A 14617-nucleotide genomic window follows, 5' to 3' on the forward strand; every position below is an offset into this window, starting at 1 on the left:
GCCAAATAGTACGAGCAAATGGGCGCAAATCTATTAAAATGAGCCCATTTTGAGTCAATTACCCTCATTAATCGCCTCGTAATGCTCTTTTTCACGTTTTTTTCAGATAAAATAAAAACAAGCCGATTTCTCGGCTTGCTTGAAAAGTGCTACGAATAATAAGGCATTAGCAAAAAATAGGCGGCTACAGCAATAATTCCCAAGGCCACAGACCACGAGCCTAATCCCTTATTTCCCATTACAAAAGCAATAACACCGAGAATGATACCCGAAACACCCAGCAGCACTGGCCAGACAAATAAAGAGGCTAACGCTACGAAGAAAGCAACATACCCCACGGCTTTATTTCGCGTGACAGCTTCAACAAGCTCAGCAACTTCTTCATCCGAAACCGAAGAACCTGGTGCACTCGATTCATAACGGTTCATCCGACCACTGGTTGGTACAGCAATTTCAGCAGCATACTCTTCTCGGCTATTCAAACCGCTCTCGATGCGAAGCTGATCCTTCTGGAATCGCTCCTTGGTCGCATTGTCTAGAGAAACTTCCTCTTTATTCATGCTACCTCCGCGTTACACATACCTAATGTTTGGTCGCGGCTTTAAACGTATGACAACACGTATTCGCCGCTTTCGTCGCTGCATCATGATGCGTGGTTTCAAATGAGTCCTCTGAAGCAAACTCTTCATTGTAGCTAGCATTTGCATGTTGATCGACTTCGATCATGATCGTATCTGCATGACAATTGTTGCCTTGTGTCCAATATTCACAATTAGCAACTGCGCATTTTACTGCTGGCATCCTCATCACCCCCTTAACAATTTGCCCGCCTCAGGAGTGAAGTATGCTCAAGAAAGTCTGTCAGATAGCACCAAGAACATCGCATGAGACCATAGGAGCGGCAGCGCGGGTTCACCATGCTTGGCGGTCCATTCTGCATAGACACCAGGCTCTCGTAGATGATCGGTCACTTGTTCGGGAAAGCGCCCCAGCCCGTCTGCTTTACTCATGATCCAAGTTAAACATCGCTGCGCCTCTTCTTTGTCACCCATTTCTAACTTCACTAAGCCATACCACGCGGTCAAAAGCAGCCATTCGCCTCCACCGTAATAACGATCTTCGTAATATCTTTGGATGCCCCCATGCTTCAATTCAGCTTCGATCGTCTGCACGGTGCGGACCATGATCGGATCCGTGGCCTCGCACACGTTAAAAGGTACAGCGAGCCACAGCAAGCTGGCGTCTACACCGCTTAGAGCCGGTTGCCATATTTCATTGATGCAATGGATTGATTTCACAAATCTTCCTTCATGGACAGCATGTGTATGTATAAATTGTCGAATAAATTGTGCCTTTTCAACTAAATCCTGTCGTGATTCCAGTTCTCCAAGCGTGTTAAGACCGCCATACAGACAAGCCAAGGTTGCTGGATGTACATAATCCGGATATTCTTCCCAGCAGTCAAAATTCGGATAGTGCCAGAAGTTCATCACATAATCTACCGTTATTTCAATACTCGTTCTGAACTCATCTAACAGTGAGGTATTGCCAGTCTGGCGGATATGTGCCACCAGTCCCCATAGCCAAGCTCCATATCCATCCAGCTGAAAATGACCCCACTCCGAATGATCGTCGCGACCATCCAAATGATACCGCGTTCCGAGAAACTCAGATCGATCAATCCAGATGTTGTTCGCATGCTTGCGAAGAAGCTCATCTAACCGCGAACGCTTGTCTTTCAGCACATTGTGCACCCACCGATAAAATTGCTCAGCACTCTGTGTCTCTCCCACACGGTCCATCGCATTCGCTATAAAGGTCCCATCTCGTAACCAACTATACGTATACGCAGGAAATAGCGGCGAAGCCACATAACCTCCGCTTGGATGTTGATTCAACTTAATAACTTCAATGCTTCGGCTGATGAGTTGTTCCTGCTCCATGGTTGATCTCCCCTTTGTATAAGAAAAGAGATGCGCGAATCGCATCTCTTGGTCGTTTATTTCTGAAGTTGAGATAAATAGTCAGATTATACTTTTTCGCCTTGCATACGGCGTTGTGTGATGTAATCTGTTTCATAGTAGGCCAAATCTTCACGAAGTTCTTCGAAGACTTTGGACAATTCGATCGTTAGATCACGAACGTCACGGGATGGTTTTTTACGGAAACGAATCGCATCTTGCCCGGTATAAGCATAACGACCGTCTTCGGAATAGCACTCATTCTTCGGATAGAAAAAGGTATTAACACATGTATGATATACCTCATAGAGCACTTTTTCTGAAAAATCAACATTAAAAGTAGGACGTCTCAAGCTAACGCCCAATTTCTCATAAGCCACTTCGCAAAAAACAAGAAGATGACGAGTATCCTGTAGATAACCGCGGTAAAACTCGTCCATTGCTGGATCATTTTCCACATTTAACAGGGAGAGCGAATGTTGATTAAGAAACAGTTCCATTTTGGCCGTCGTTTCTTTTAGTTTAGTACGCGTGGAATCACAAACATTTTTCACATTAAAAACAGCCATGTAAGAAGACCTCCTATAATTGCGCTACTTCTATCCTACCATAAATGTTCCCGAAGTGGTATATGTAAAACAGCACATACCATGCATAAAACAATCCCGCTCGCCTAACCCTAAACCTAGTTAATTTGTTTTTTACTACGAGTTGGCCTTTTTTCAAAAGTCAGAAAAGGAGGGTTAGAGCCATGTGGCGTTATCTTTCAACCATTACACTTGCTTTAGGCTTAGGTATTATTTTATTTCCCGAGCACAATAACCGCCCCAAACCTGGACCCGAAGTCTACAGTGCAAAGTACGAAACGACATCAAAGCTTGCCCTGTTGGAACAGGATGTGAAGCTGACGGATGAACTATGTAGGAGTCAATGCGCTATTGATTATACCACTATGCTCAGTCAAATTGAAGGCGGCGAGCCGGTAACGAATGTGTTAAAAAATATGCGAAGCCATCACGAGAAGATGGATGTGCTTGTTTGGTCCCAAAAAGGCCAGCCATGGGAGAAAGGGATTCAATCCGGTGACTTACCTCCTTCGAACAAAGATCAAGCAGCAACCTATCTGAAAGAAGCGAAAACGGCTGTAGATGCTGGCAAACATTATCAATCACCTAAATTTGGAGCTGGGCATCAGGTTTATTTTGTACAGGGCACTCCATCAACGAATGGCAATGATTCCTTAATTGGTGTCATACATCAAGATGTACTTGCACAAGTCACGGATCATCAAATGAAAAATTTAAGACTTGAGCCTTATCCGAATGAGAATCGGTGGAAGGTTGAATCGGTGGATACGCACTCTCTGAAAGATAAAGTTGTGGATCATCCCGAGGATAATCAAGGGACAAGCCATTATCATCAGAACGAAGTTGTGGTACGTTTCAAAACGGATCCAACAGACGCCCAACTGAAGCAAATCAAAGCAGAGATTAAAGCCATTTCAGCACAAAAGCTAGGTTATACGTATGTTTTCCGTACAGAGAGTATGGAAGCTAAGGCGTTAATGGCCTATTTTAGCAAATGGAATGTCGCTTATGTGGAGCCTCATTTCCTATATATGACGAATGATTATTACGACGATCAAGAAAAAGACCAGGATACAACGGATTCTAGTTCAAATTCGAATTCACATTCTTCTGGCACAGAGCAAGCACCTGTTTCTGCGAATTTTATGCCTAATGATCGTTTGTATCAAAAATATCAATGGAATTTGCCGCTCATTGAAACAGTCCAAGGCTGGCAATTGAACCGCGGTGCGAATGATGTCATTGTAGCCGTGGTAGACACCGGGGTAGATCAACAGCATCCTGACCTGCAAGGACAGCTTCTGCCGGGCTATAACGTCATCAGTGGGAATGACAACCCACAAGATGATGTTGGCCACGGGACTCATGTAACAGGCGTTATCGCGGCGCTTGTGAACAATAATCTAGGCGTTGCAGGAATGACTTGGTATAACAAGGTTTTACCTGTGAAAGTACTCGATCAAACGGGTGCAGGCAGCACCTACTCGGTCGCACAAGGAATTATCTGGGCTGCTGACCATGGCGCTAAAGTGATGAATCTTAGCCTTGGCAACTATGCGGATTCAGGCTTTCTGCATGATGCCATCCAATATGCTTATGATAAAGACGTTGCCTTAATTGCAGCAAGCGGAAACGATAACACCGAACAGCCTGGTTTTCCAGCTGCGTATCCCGAGGTCTTTGCAGTTGCTGCCAGCGATTCGCAGAATCAGAAAGCTCCATTCTCCAATTATGGGGATTATATTGATGTCACCGCACCTGGGGTCAGCATTGCCAGCACGTATCCGAATAATCAATATGCAGCATTGTCCGGTACATCCATGGCAAGTCCACATGTGACCGCGCTTGCGGCACTGATTCGGTCCACGAATCCGAATTTGAAAAATACGGAAGTCTACGACATCATGAGAAAGTCTGCTCAAGATTTGGGAGACGAAGGTCGAGATAAATATTTCGGCTATGGCTTGATTGATGTGGTAAAAGCGATCGAAATGGCGAAGCAAAATACCGCTCCGCTTTCTTATTGGCCGCAGGATTTTGCGCGTCAGCTGCACTTGGTACCGAGAAAGTATGCGGGAGCGATCGAAAGATAACTCCCATTTAAATGGTAAAAAAACCTTCAATGCCACTTCGTGGGGTTGAAGGTTTTTTATGTAGAAAAATAATAATACCCGCATAGCCGAGGCCATGCGGGTAACCGACAGTGTGGAAAGTTTGCCGTAAGCCGGGTTCTGTACTTCCAGTGGTCATAACGGGCGTCTGCTCCCCTGCCACTATTGAAGCGACAATCATCTATCTAGGCCATGCATTGCTACACAGCTCAAGCGACCAACCCGAACGCGTCTCAGGCGAAGACTGCTGCCTCGAAAGCAACTAGCGTTCCATTAGGTCTTGCTCCAAGTGGGGTTTACCAGGATCTATGTCACCATAGAACCTCGTGGTCTCTTACACCACGGTTCCACCCTTGCCTGTGCTATATTTCAAGCCATCGGCGGTCCATTTCTGTGGCCCTATCCTTCAACTCGCGTTGACTGGACGTTATCCAGCACCCTGCCATATGGAGCCCGGACTTTCCTCTCGCTATGGCTTACCCATAGCCAGCGATTGTCTGTCAAACTTTCCAGTGCATAGGCTAGTATACTAGGAATGCCTTCGAATTACAACTAAAAAGCCGAACTGAAAACAAACAGTTCGGCTTTCTTGTTCATAACCGTTCCTAGATGAACTGGAACGGTTCGGTATCAATCGCAGACGCAAGCACCTGCGTATCCGTCTTTGCCAGCTGCGCGGCGAGGTAATCCGCGACGCCGCGCTTCATGACCTTCTCGACGTTGTGTCCAACGTCGAGGATCGCCAGCCCCGCCGCAAGCGCATCGTGCGCGGTGTGGTAGTCAATGTCGCCAGTGACCAGCACATCGGCGCCTGCAAACATGGCGTGTCGCATGTAGCGGCCGCCAGAGCCCCCTAACACGGCCACCTTGCGGATGGGCCGTGAGAGATCGCCGACGACGCGCACCGTCGGCACGTCGAACACCGCCTTCGCGTGCTCCGTGAGCTCACGAAGCGTCATGGCCGCTGGCAACTTGCCGACGCGGCCCAAACCGAACACTCTACCCTTGAGATCCATCGGGTAGAGGTCATAGGCCACCTCCTCATAGGGGTGGGCCTTCAACATCGCTTGAACCGCTCTGCGCTGTACGCCAGCGGTTACAATCGTCTCAACGCGCACTTCCTGTACGCGTTCCAGCTTACCGACTTCCCCGATAAACGGAATCGCCCCTTCCTGCGGCAGGAACGTCCCCGTCCCGGGGATGTTGAAGCTGCAAGAGCTGTACTGACCAATGCCGCCTGCTCCCGCCTTAAATAGGGCATCCAGGACCTGCTGATGATGTGTCTCAGGTACGAAAACAACAAGCTTTTGCAGCTTCTCTGTATGCACATCTTCTAAGTGAGTGAGTTCCGTTAATCCTAACTGATCCGCCAACAAATCGTTAACGCCGCCTTCAGCCACATCGAGATTCGTATGCGCGATATAGACCGCGATATCATGCTTGATACATTTTTCATATAAACGCCCTGCCGGAGTGTCGGTTTGGAGGTGAGCCAAAGGCCTGAAAATAATCGCATGGTGAGCAATAATTAAATTAGCCCCAGTTGAGATCGCTTCGTCAACAACGGCATCCGTGACATCAAGTGCAACCAATACCTTCGTAATATCCTTCTGTAAGGAGCCAAGTTGCAGACCTATTTTGTCATCAGCCATCGCGTAATGCTTGGGTGCCAGCTGTTCGAATAGCTGAATTACGGTTTGACCTTTTGCAAGCACGCGAGAACCTCCTTGATTTCATTTATTTCCTTGTGGACCTGCTCCGCTTTAACAATAGAAGCCTCAGCAGTCGAAAGCTTTAACTGCGCTTCGATCATCGCTAGCTTGTTCAGTTCGCTCTCCCACTTCATAAACCAAATCTCTGGAGCTTCGTTAATTAAGTAGGGCCCCATCTGATGCAAGCGTTCCTTGGACACGTTCACTCCACCTGGAAGTTGTCGCTCGGCGTAAAGCGATTCTAATGCATCACGTTCCTCCAATGAGCCTGTACTCGCTGTTAGAATCTCATAAATCTTGCCGTCTTCCTCTAGAATCGCTTCCGATTCCAGCTTCCAGCCATTCTCAAGCAGCCAACGACGAACATGATCCTCACCTACATTTGGCTGTAAAATAAGATGCTTTACTCCTGGAAGCTTTGACTTCCCCGCATCCAAAATACTAGCCATCAAACTCCCGCCCATACCCGCGATAGTAATGACATCCACTTCACCAGTTTCAAGGACGGCAAGCCCGTCACCGGATCTTACTTGAATTACTTTCGATAAGCCGCTTTCTAATACTTGTCTCTGCGCTGCTTCATAAGGCCCTGGATTAACTTCACCCGCAATTGCGGATACAATAATCCCTTGCTGTGCCAAATAGGTTGGAAGCAACGCATGATCCGAGCCAATATCTGCAACCTTTGAACCCTTAGGTACTCGGTCTGCAATCATTTGAAGTCTTTTCGATAGTTTAATCATCTGCTACATTACCCACTCTACCCATTTTTTGCGCAACAGAAATAACGCTGCGCCTACTGAAACTAATTTAGCTGTAAATGACATCTGAATCAATCTTTCGCTCATGTCGATGTTGACAAGAAAGGTCATGGCTTCTGGAATAAACCATACAAGACCTCCCACTAGCATGAGCACGCTAGCCGCTTGTTTATTCGTATGATGTGCAAGCCAAGCCATCCATATAAGTACAATACTCACTGGAATCCAGCTTAATTCGAGTGAAAACCAGGCTGGATTTGTTAACTTTTGCATTAAGAGCCAACCGTAAGTAGCTATAAGACCGACCCAACCGCATATCTGAAAGATGGCCATCCGACCAATCAAGCCATTGAAAAGCCAGATACAACTGCAGAAAGCCAAATAACCAATATACGTTGTAGATTTCTGAATATCGGCCAAATCCATCATGTGTAAACCCAATAACAGCATCGCAATGGAAGCAATTCCGCACATGACATATGAAATCACGGGTGCACGTCCAAATTGTCGATAGGCAATTGCATAACAAATGATGACAAAAAGTGTGGAAATACCAATTTGCATTGGCAATCCAAAAGAGTTAAAATTAAGAGCAGATAAGGCAAGAGCGGCGATTACCGCTAAAAAGCCCAACCATATTTTCCAGTTACTGTTTGTTATTGCTGTAGCCGAAACACCCAAAATTGATGCAGGTTTAGGTGTCATATCATCCACATACAAATTCATTAGAAAATCGCAATAATGCTCCGGGAGCAATTTGCTTCTACGCCAATGATCGATTTCTCTTACTATCACTTTTCTTCTCTCAGCATCCATTTGTTCGCTCACCTTCCTAGCTACTTTATCGGTGATATCATGCTAAGATTTTAGTAGTAGTTTTAAAATGTCCACAAAAAAAAGACCCCGCCGAATCTGGCAGGGCCCACTCACAGCGATTTTATTCCAAAAAGTCCTTCAAACGTTTACTACGGCTTGGATGTCTTAACTTCCGCAAGGCTTTTGCTTCAATCTGACGAATCCGTTCCCGCGTAACACCGAATACTTTTCCTACTTCTTCTAAAGTTCTTGTACGTCCATCATCGAGTCCAAAACGTAAACGCAATACATTTTCTTCTCTTTCTGTCAACGTGTCAAGTACGTCTTCAAGCTGTTCTTTCAGAAGCTCATACGCAGCTGCGTCTGCTGGTGCTAATGCCTCTTGATCCTCGATAAAATCCCCCAAATGTGAATCATCTTCTTCACCGATCGGTGTTTCTAACGAAACAGGCTCTTGTGCAATTTTCATGATCTCACGGACTTTATCTGTGCTCAAATCCATCTCTTTGGCAATCTCTTCTGGCGTCGGTTCGCGCCCTAATTCTTGCAGCAATTGACGGGAAACACGAATCAATTTATTAATCGTTTCGACCATATGTACCGGAATTCGAATCGTTCTCGCTTGATCGGCAATCGCACGAGTGATCGCTTGGCGGATCCACCAGGTCGCATAAGTACTGAATTTATAGCCCTTTGTATGGTCAAATTTCTCAACAGCCTTAATAAGACCCATATTTCCTTCTTGAATCAAATCAAGGAAAAGCATGCCGCGGCCTACATAGCGTTTGGCGATACTTACAACGAGTCTAAGGTTCGCTTCCGCAAGACGGCGCTTTGCTTCCTCATCCCCATTTTCAATACGTTTGGCTAACCCCACTTCATCTTCCGCAGAAAGAAGCGGCACGCGGCCAATTTCTTTCAAATACATCCGAACAGGATCGTTAATTTTAATGCCTGGCGGCAACGCCAGATCATCATCAAAGTTAAATTCATCGCGCTCATTTTCTTCAGGATTCATCGAATCTTCATCCGATTCGTTCCCCACATCAATACCTTGCTCGGATAGCTGTTCGAAGAACTCATCGATTTGCTCAGGATCCTGATCGAAGGGAGCTAATTTCTCCATGATATCCTTGTAAGTTAGTGAAGACCGTTTTTTCCCCTGCTCTATAAGTTGGTCTTTCACCTGGTCCAGGGTCAATTCTGTCTCTAGTTCTGTACGCTGATCATTCGCCATGGTACGGACTCCCTCCTCCCTAGTCATATCAGTCTATCTAAGATGACTTCAACCGCTTTTCTAGGGCAATAATTTCAATTGCAATTTGTGCAGCTCTAAGATGGTCGCCCGCGCGTTCGGCGCGAACTTGTTCTTCTTTCTTGCGTTCAACTTCCTCTTGCATTGGAACTTTGCGAATTTGGCGAATATAGTCGTCAATCACTTGTTCGTTCATTCCATGACCAGCTCCCATCATAACAATGGAACTAGCCAAGCTCTCCAGCTGTTCGTCTTGCAGCATGGCAATGTATCGGCTTGCATCGGGCTCTAAATACTGAGCGTAGTAAGCATATAAATAAGCAGCTAAGACTGCGTGAGCTTCAACATTAAACTGGTCACCTAACTGCGCTTCAACATGTGCGCAAACATCACGATCATGCATCATAACAGCCAAAATCAATCGCTCTGCATTATGATATGCAGGTAGCAGCGAAGGCTTTTTTTGCCGTGTTCGTTCCGCTGTTCTCCCATTATTCATAACATTATTCCACAGAATTGGTTTATTATCCCCATCTGGTCGGTTTTTTTCCGATTGCAGCAAGATTTCATGGAGATCAAGTTTCATGGCTTCATACGATGAATCCGGGAATTCGGAAGCCAACTGTTTCAAATAATGTTCGCGTTCCATCGGAGATTGCAGCTGACTAATTAATTTAACAGCCGATTGTAGATAACGTAATCGTTCGCCATCTTCATGTAATTTAAAATTTTTGCGAATATATAAGAGCTTATATTTCATCGACGGTACGGAAGCTCCAATGACCTCCCGAACGAATCGGTCAAACCCATAATTACGAATATAATCGTCAGGATCTTTACCATCTGGCAACATTGCTACGGTAACTCGACTGCCCGTTTCTTCCAACATCGGGATACTTTTGTAAGCAGCAGATTGACCTGCATTGTCACCATCGTAGCATATGACGATTTCATCCGCGTTGCGATTCAGTAAGACGGCATGCTCTTTCGTTAACGCAGTTCCCATCGTAGCAACACCATTCGTGACGCCAGCTTCCCAAGCTTTAATTAAATCGACATAACCTTCAAAAATAACCGCTTGCTGCAGTTTGCGCATGTTAGGCCGTGATAAGTGAAGATTGTAGAGTGTTCGACTCTTATTAAAGAGTATTGACTCTGGACTATTTAAATATTTGGGCTGTGCGTCTCCCATGGCTCTGCCAGCAAACGCAATAACTTTGCCTGTAGAGTCGCAAATAGGGAACATGATACGTTCACGGAATTTATCCACGTAGCCATGACCATCATGTTTGGCGGAAATCAAACCGCCTTTTTCCATAAGAGCTAAATCAAACCCTCGCTTTTCCAATTGCTGAACGAGCGTGTCCCACATTAATGGTGCATAACCAATCTGAAACGTGTCAATTAGCTTATCGGAAATCCCCCTAGAAGTCAGATATCCTTTGGCCGCTTTACCTTGATCGGTATTCCCAACCACGTAATGATAGAACTTGGCTGCAAACTCATACGCCTTTAATAACGTGGCTTTTTCTTGCTGCTGCTCACTCTGCTCTTCAGATACTTCCTCCCAAGTAATCGGAATGTCCGCATCCTCAGCAAGCTTCGTGATGGCTTCAGCAAAGCTCAAACCTTCAATCTCCATAATGAAACGGATTAAGTTCCCGCCGGCCTGACAACCAAAGCAACGATAAATCTGCTTCTCAGGTGTAACCGTAAAGGATGGACTCTTCTCCGAATGGAAGGGGCAAAGCCCTTTCATATAATGCCCTTGTTTGCTCAAATGTACGTGCCTGCCGATAACATCTACGATATCATGGCGTTTCAGTACAGCCTCAATGACCTCTTCAGGTATGCGTCCGTACTTCATTTTTGATCCACCTACAATTCAGGTCGCTTTTCCGACTAATTACTATTCGCTATTTAATTTCGATTTCCTGCAAATCTTTTAAAAGATTTGTCAAACCATGTAGAAAATTTTTACGATCTGCCTCCGTGAACGGTTTAGGCCCCTTCGTGTGTTTGCCATTTCTTCGCAATTTAGCTGAAGCATGGCGGCGTTCCAATAGATAATCAATCGAACTATCGGTATATTCCTGCCCCCGATTCGTTAAACAGATCGAACCCTTTGCTAGTCCTAATGCAGCGAGCCCAAAATCCTGCGTTACGAGAATATCACCTGATCGAATCTGATTGGCAATATATAAATCGACAGATTGATCGGAACGGTCTACTTGAACAACCTTCACACCAGGGCTTTCCGTCATCTTGTGATCGAATGAAGCAACTAGAACAACTTGTACACCAAACTGTCTACCTGCCTGCTCGATTTCAGCCTTAACGGGGCAAGCATCGGCATCTACGATTATACTTCTCGCAACCACGTACGTGTCAGCCCCTGCCTTTAGTTGAAATCTCACCGTACTATTATATACGATGGACTTATAAAAAATCCTGCAAGCCGAAACATAAAAGGTAATTAGATATGTTCAATATGATCCATAATTAGACTTGCCGTTTCTTCTACAGCACGATTGGACACATCGAAAATAACACACCCGATTTTGCTCATAATTTTATCAGCAAAATCCAGTTCTATCTTAATACGTTCTACATTCGCATAGGTTGCATTTTCTGCAAGACCAAGTGTACGAAGACGTTCTTGACGTATGACATTCAATTTATCCGGGTCAATTCGTAGTCCAATGATTTTATCCTTTGGCACCGTGTAGATGGCAGCAGGAGGCTGCATTTCAGGCACAAGCGGAACATTGGCCACTTTCAATCTTTTGTGTGCGAGATACATAGATAATGGCGTTTTGGACGTGCGCGATACGCCTAATAAGATGATATCCGCTTTCTGAATCCCGCTGAAATCGCGCCCATCATCGTATTTGACTGCAAATTCGACAGCTTCGACTTTCTTGAAATAATCCTCATCCAGCGGATGAATCATGCCTGGCTGTCTACGCGGCTCCTGGCGTAATGCTTTCCCTAACGTAGCGACCACAGGCCCGAGTAAATCGATATAAGGAATATCATATTGATTCGCTTTAGTGATCAAGTCATCCCGCAGCTCGGGAATCACTAATGTAAACACAACGATGCCGCCGTGCGTACGAATCGCATTGATGACTTTATCTATGCCTTCGAAATCATGAATAAACGGTGCTCGCAATATTTCAACGGGTACAGGGTGAAACTGCATGGCAGCTGCCCTTACAACGGATTCTCCTGTTTCACCGACAGAATCAGAAACTACGTATACACGAGTAGGTTGTGGGTGGTCCATAATCCTAACCCCTTTCAGCAGGGACAGACCCTACACTAGTCATTTGTATGTAAAGAAGTTCAGAACAGAACGATAGCATGAGAAAAACCTCACCGATATGCGTATAGCACAAGGGCGAGGTGATTTCCACCACATCATATCAAAGCAAGAATCACATGTCAAATGTGTCCATTTTGTTAAATATTGTACTTTTCCATTTGTTCAATGAAACCTCTGGACTTCCACTGAACGCCAATATGGACATCCATGTAGGTTCTCATACAGCGCTTAAGCTGTTCTTTGGTCTCATCCTTGACTTGGACCGAGCCCAGTCTGCGCATGTCCATTCGCGGAAAAAGCCTTAGCAGCTTATGAGCCCCTTCTCCGATCGGGATCGTTGAAGCATCCTTAAATCGGCAGCGACTGCATAACGTTCCACCCATATTGGGACTAAACGACGTAATGCCTGTGGTTTCACCGCAAGAGACACAAGCATCGGTAATAGGTAAATAACCGGCTAGATCAAACATTTTCATCTCATATAGATGAGTGACAATCTGCATATCCTTGTCTTCTTCTATGGCCATCAGACCAGCCTTAAGCTGTTCGAATATATAGTTGTTGCCTTCTTCATCGCCAAGCATACGATCCGTCATCTCAGCTAGATAGGAGGCGTAGGCCGACTTATACAAATCTTCACGTAGCGCATGATGGGCGTCAATAATCTCAGCACCATTCAGCGAGCCCATTTGACCCCGTTGTTTGTAAAAAACAAAATCGCCGTACGTAAAGAGCTGCGTAACGGCGCCATGTTTGCTTTTCAATTTTTTCGCACCGCGAGCCATCACGCCGACTTTCCCCAGCTCGGGGGTGAATAAACGAATGATTTTGTTGCCTTCTCCGTAGTCCATGCTACGAATCACAATACCTTGAACGCTATGCAGCAAATAGCTTCCCCCATGAATGCCGCTCTGAATATAGGAAAGCTTGCTTTCACATATTCAGACCATCAAGCGGCTCTTCGTTACTTTGATCCTCTTCCTGCACTTCTGAATCCATACCTGGTTCTCCCGTTACTTGTTTGTACAGCAGATAGGCGTCCACATCACCGGTCTTTGAAAAATACGTCCACGAAAAATCTTTCATGTTCAGCATCCTCCCCATCGAACGTGATGTTCATAGGATGTGCAGTGGGCGCTTCTCTATGCGATGTAAAAACTGGTACTCACAGGGAATTATCGTCTATTCGTGACGGAAACCAAGATCACGCAGGACTCTGTCTTGATTTCTCCAGTCTTTCTTCACTTTAACCCATAGCTCTAAGAACGTTTTGGAGCCAAGCAGCGTCTCAATATCTCTCCGAGCTTGTCTGCCAATCTCCTTGAGCAGAGCACCTTGCTTGCCAATTACAATGCCCTTCTGTGACTCACGTTCTACGAAGATGACGGCCGAAATATGAACGACACCATTCGGTTCCACCTTCATATCTTCGATCTGCACAGCGATAGAATGCGGAATTTCTTCCCGCGTCATATGCAAAATTTTCTCCCGCACAAGTTCCGCGCAGACGAATTGTTCCGGGTGATCCGTAATTTGATCCGCTGGATAATATTGTGGACCTTCTGGTAAATAGCGAATAATTTGTTCCAGAAGCGTTGTTACGTTATTGCCTTTCAGCGCAGAAACAGGTACGATCTCAGCGAAATTGTATAGATCTTTGTAATTCGTGATAATCGCAAGCAGCGCTTCAGGCTGGACTAAGTCAATTTTGTTCAATACCAAAATGACCGGTGTTTCAATATGCTTCAACTGCTCGATAATATAACGGTCTCCTCCGCCAATACCATCTGCCACATCAACTAAGAACAGGACAGCATCTACTTCGCCAAGCGTACCATGAGCAACTTTACTCATGTAATCGCCTAATTTGGATGTAGGTTTGTGAATCCCTGGTGTGTCCAGGAAAACGATTTGACCATTATCCGACGTGTACACACCATGAATCTTGTTTCTAGTTGTTTGGGGCTTATCCGACATGATCGCAATCTTCTGTCCGATAATTTGGTTCATTAACGTTGATTTACCGACATTGGGCCGTCCAATAATTGCGACAAAGCCTGATTTAAACACTTTTTTAGCCACTTCT

The 14617-nt window shown here is 45.4% G+C and carries 15 protein-coding genes and 1 other RNA gene; 1 reads left to right on the forward strand and 15 read right to left on the reverse strand.

Annotation, left to right across the window (positions count from 1 at the left end):
* Positions 1 to 149 precede the first annotated feature (149 nt).
* From A8709_RS01210 to A8709_RS01225, 4 genes are all read right to left on the reverse strand, one after another.
* A complete protein-coding gene (locus A8709_RS01210; protein WP_065850383.1) occupies positions 150 to 560 on the reverse strand; it encodes a hypothetical protein in 411 nt (136 codons plus the stop codon).
* A gap of 22 nt (positions 561 to 582) precedes the next feature.
* The gene (locus tag A8709_RS01215; protein ID WP_065850384.1) at positions 583 to 801 is read right to left on the reverse strand and encodes a DUF1540 domain-containing protein; all 219 of its coding nucleotides are present in this window, start codon (positions 799 to 801) and stop codon (positions 583 to 585) included.
* A gap of 47 nt (positions 802 to 848) precedes the next feature.
* A complete protein-coding gene (locus tag A8709_RS01220) occupies positions 849 to 1943 on the reverse strand; it encodes a glycoside hydrolase family 15 protein (protein WP_065850385.1) in 1095 nt (364 codons plus the stop codon).
* Between the two features lie 86 nt (positions 1944 to 2029).
* The gene (locus A8709_RS01225; protein ID WP_065850386.1) at positions 2030 to 2530 is read right to left on the reverse strand and encodes a YpuI family protein; all 501 of its coding nucleotides are present in this window, start codon (positions 2528 to 2530) and stop codon (positions 2030 to 2032) included.
* 182 nt (positions 2531 to 2712) lie between these two features.
* Between A8709_RS01225 and A8709_RS01230 the strand changes: the two genes are divergently transcribed.
* Positions 2713 to 4641, forward strand: a complete 1929-nt coding sequence (locus A8709_RS01230; RefSeq protein WP_065850387.1) for a S8 family peptidase — start codon at positions 2713 to 2715, stop codon at positions 4639 to 4641.
* Between the two features lie 112 nt (positions 4642 to 4753).
* Here A8709_RS01230 and rnpB read toward each other — a convergent pair.
* The 11 genes from rnpB to era all read right to left on the reverse strand — a co-directional run bounded on the left by rnpB (position 4754) and on the right by era (position 14613).
* Positions 4754 to 5168: RNase P RNA component class A (rnpB, locus tag A8709_RS01235), an RNA gene on the reverse strand.
* Positions 5169 to 5264: 96 nt separating this feature from the next.
* Positions 5265 to 6374, reverse strand: a complete 1110-nt coding sequence (locus A8709_RS01240; RefSeq protein ID WP_065850388.1) for a Nif3-like dinuclear metal center hexameric protein — start codon at positions 6372 to 6374, stop codon at positions 5265 to 5267.
* Positions 6350 to 7114, reverse strand: a complete 765-nt coding sequence (locus A8709_RS01245; RefSeq protein ID WP_065850389.1) for a tRNA (adenine(22)-N(1))-methyltransferase — start codon at positions 7112 to 7114, stop codon at positions 6350 to 6352. The genes A8709_RS01240 and A8709_RS01245 overlap by 25 nt, the downstream gene beginning before the upstream one ends.
* Before the next feature lie 3 nt (positions 7115 to 7117).
* Positions 7118 to 7960 carry a hypothetical protein gene (locus A8709_RS01250; protein WP_141692379.1) on the reverse strand — a complete coding sequence of 281 codons (843 nt, stop codon included), beginning with the start codon at positions 7958 to 7960 and terminating at the stop codon, positions 7118 to 7120.
* A 109-nt stretch (positions 7961 to 8069) separates the two neighbouring features.
* Positions 8070 to 9185, reverse strand: a complete 1116-nt coding sequence (rpoD, locus tag A8709_RS01255) for an RNA polymerase sigma factor RpoD (protein ID WP_028558036.1) — start codon at positions 9183 to 9185, stop codon at positions 8070 to 8072.
* A 37-nt stretch (positions 9186 to 9222) separates the two neighbouring features.
* A complete protein-coding gene (dnaG, locus tag A8709_RS01260; RefSeq protein WP_065850391.1) occupies positions 9223 to 11070 on the reverse strand; it encodes a DNA primase in 1848 nt (615 codons plus the stop codon).
* 49 nt (positions 11071 to 11119) lie between these two features.
* Entirely contained in the window at positions 11120 to 11620 is a 501-nt protein-coding gene (locus A8709_RS01265) for a YaiI/YqxD family protein (RefSeq protein ID WP_244163062.1), read from the reverse strand.
* A 59-nt stretch (positions 11621 to 11679) separates the two neighbouring features.
* Positions 11680 to 12492: a pyruvate, water dikinase regulatory protein gene (locus A8709_RS01270; RefSeq protein ID WP_065850392.1), complete on the reverse strand. Its 813-nt coding sequence runs from the start codon at positions 12490 to 12492 to the stop codon at positions 11680 to 11682.
* Between the two features lie 176 nt (positions 12493 to 12668).
* Complete coding sequence (recO, locus tag A8709_RS01275) at positions 12669 to 13418, reverse strand: DNA repair protein RecO (RefSeq protein ID WP_065850393.1); 750 nt, start codon at positions 13416 to 13418, stop codon at positions 12669 to 12671.
* 46 nt (positions 13419 to 13464) lie between these two features.
* Positions 13465 to 13617 carry a YqzL family protein gene (locus A8709_RS33445; protein ID WP_082593664.1) on the reverse strand — a complete coding sequence of 51 codons (153 nt, stop codon included), beginning with the start codon at positions 13615 to 13617 and terminating at the stop codon, positions 13465 to 13467.
* 96 nt (positions 13618 to 13713) lie between these two features.
* On the reverse strand, positions 13714 to 14613 hold the full coding sequence (era, locus tag A8709_RS01280) for a GTPase Era (RefSeq protein ID WP_065850394.1): 900 nt from the start codon (positions 14611 to 14613) through the stop codon (positions 13714 to 13716).
* Between the last annotated feature and the right edge of the window lie 4 nt (positions 14614 to 14617).

Origin of the sequence: Paenibacillus pectinilyticus, assembly GCF_001700435.1 — a bacterium.
Lineage (GTDB): Bacteria > Bacillota > Bacilli > Paenibacillales > NBRC-103111 > Paenibacillus_E > Paenibacillus_E pectinilyticus.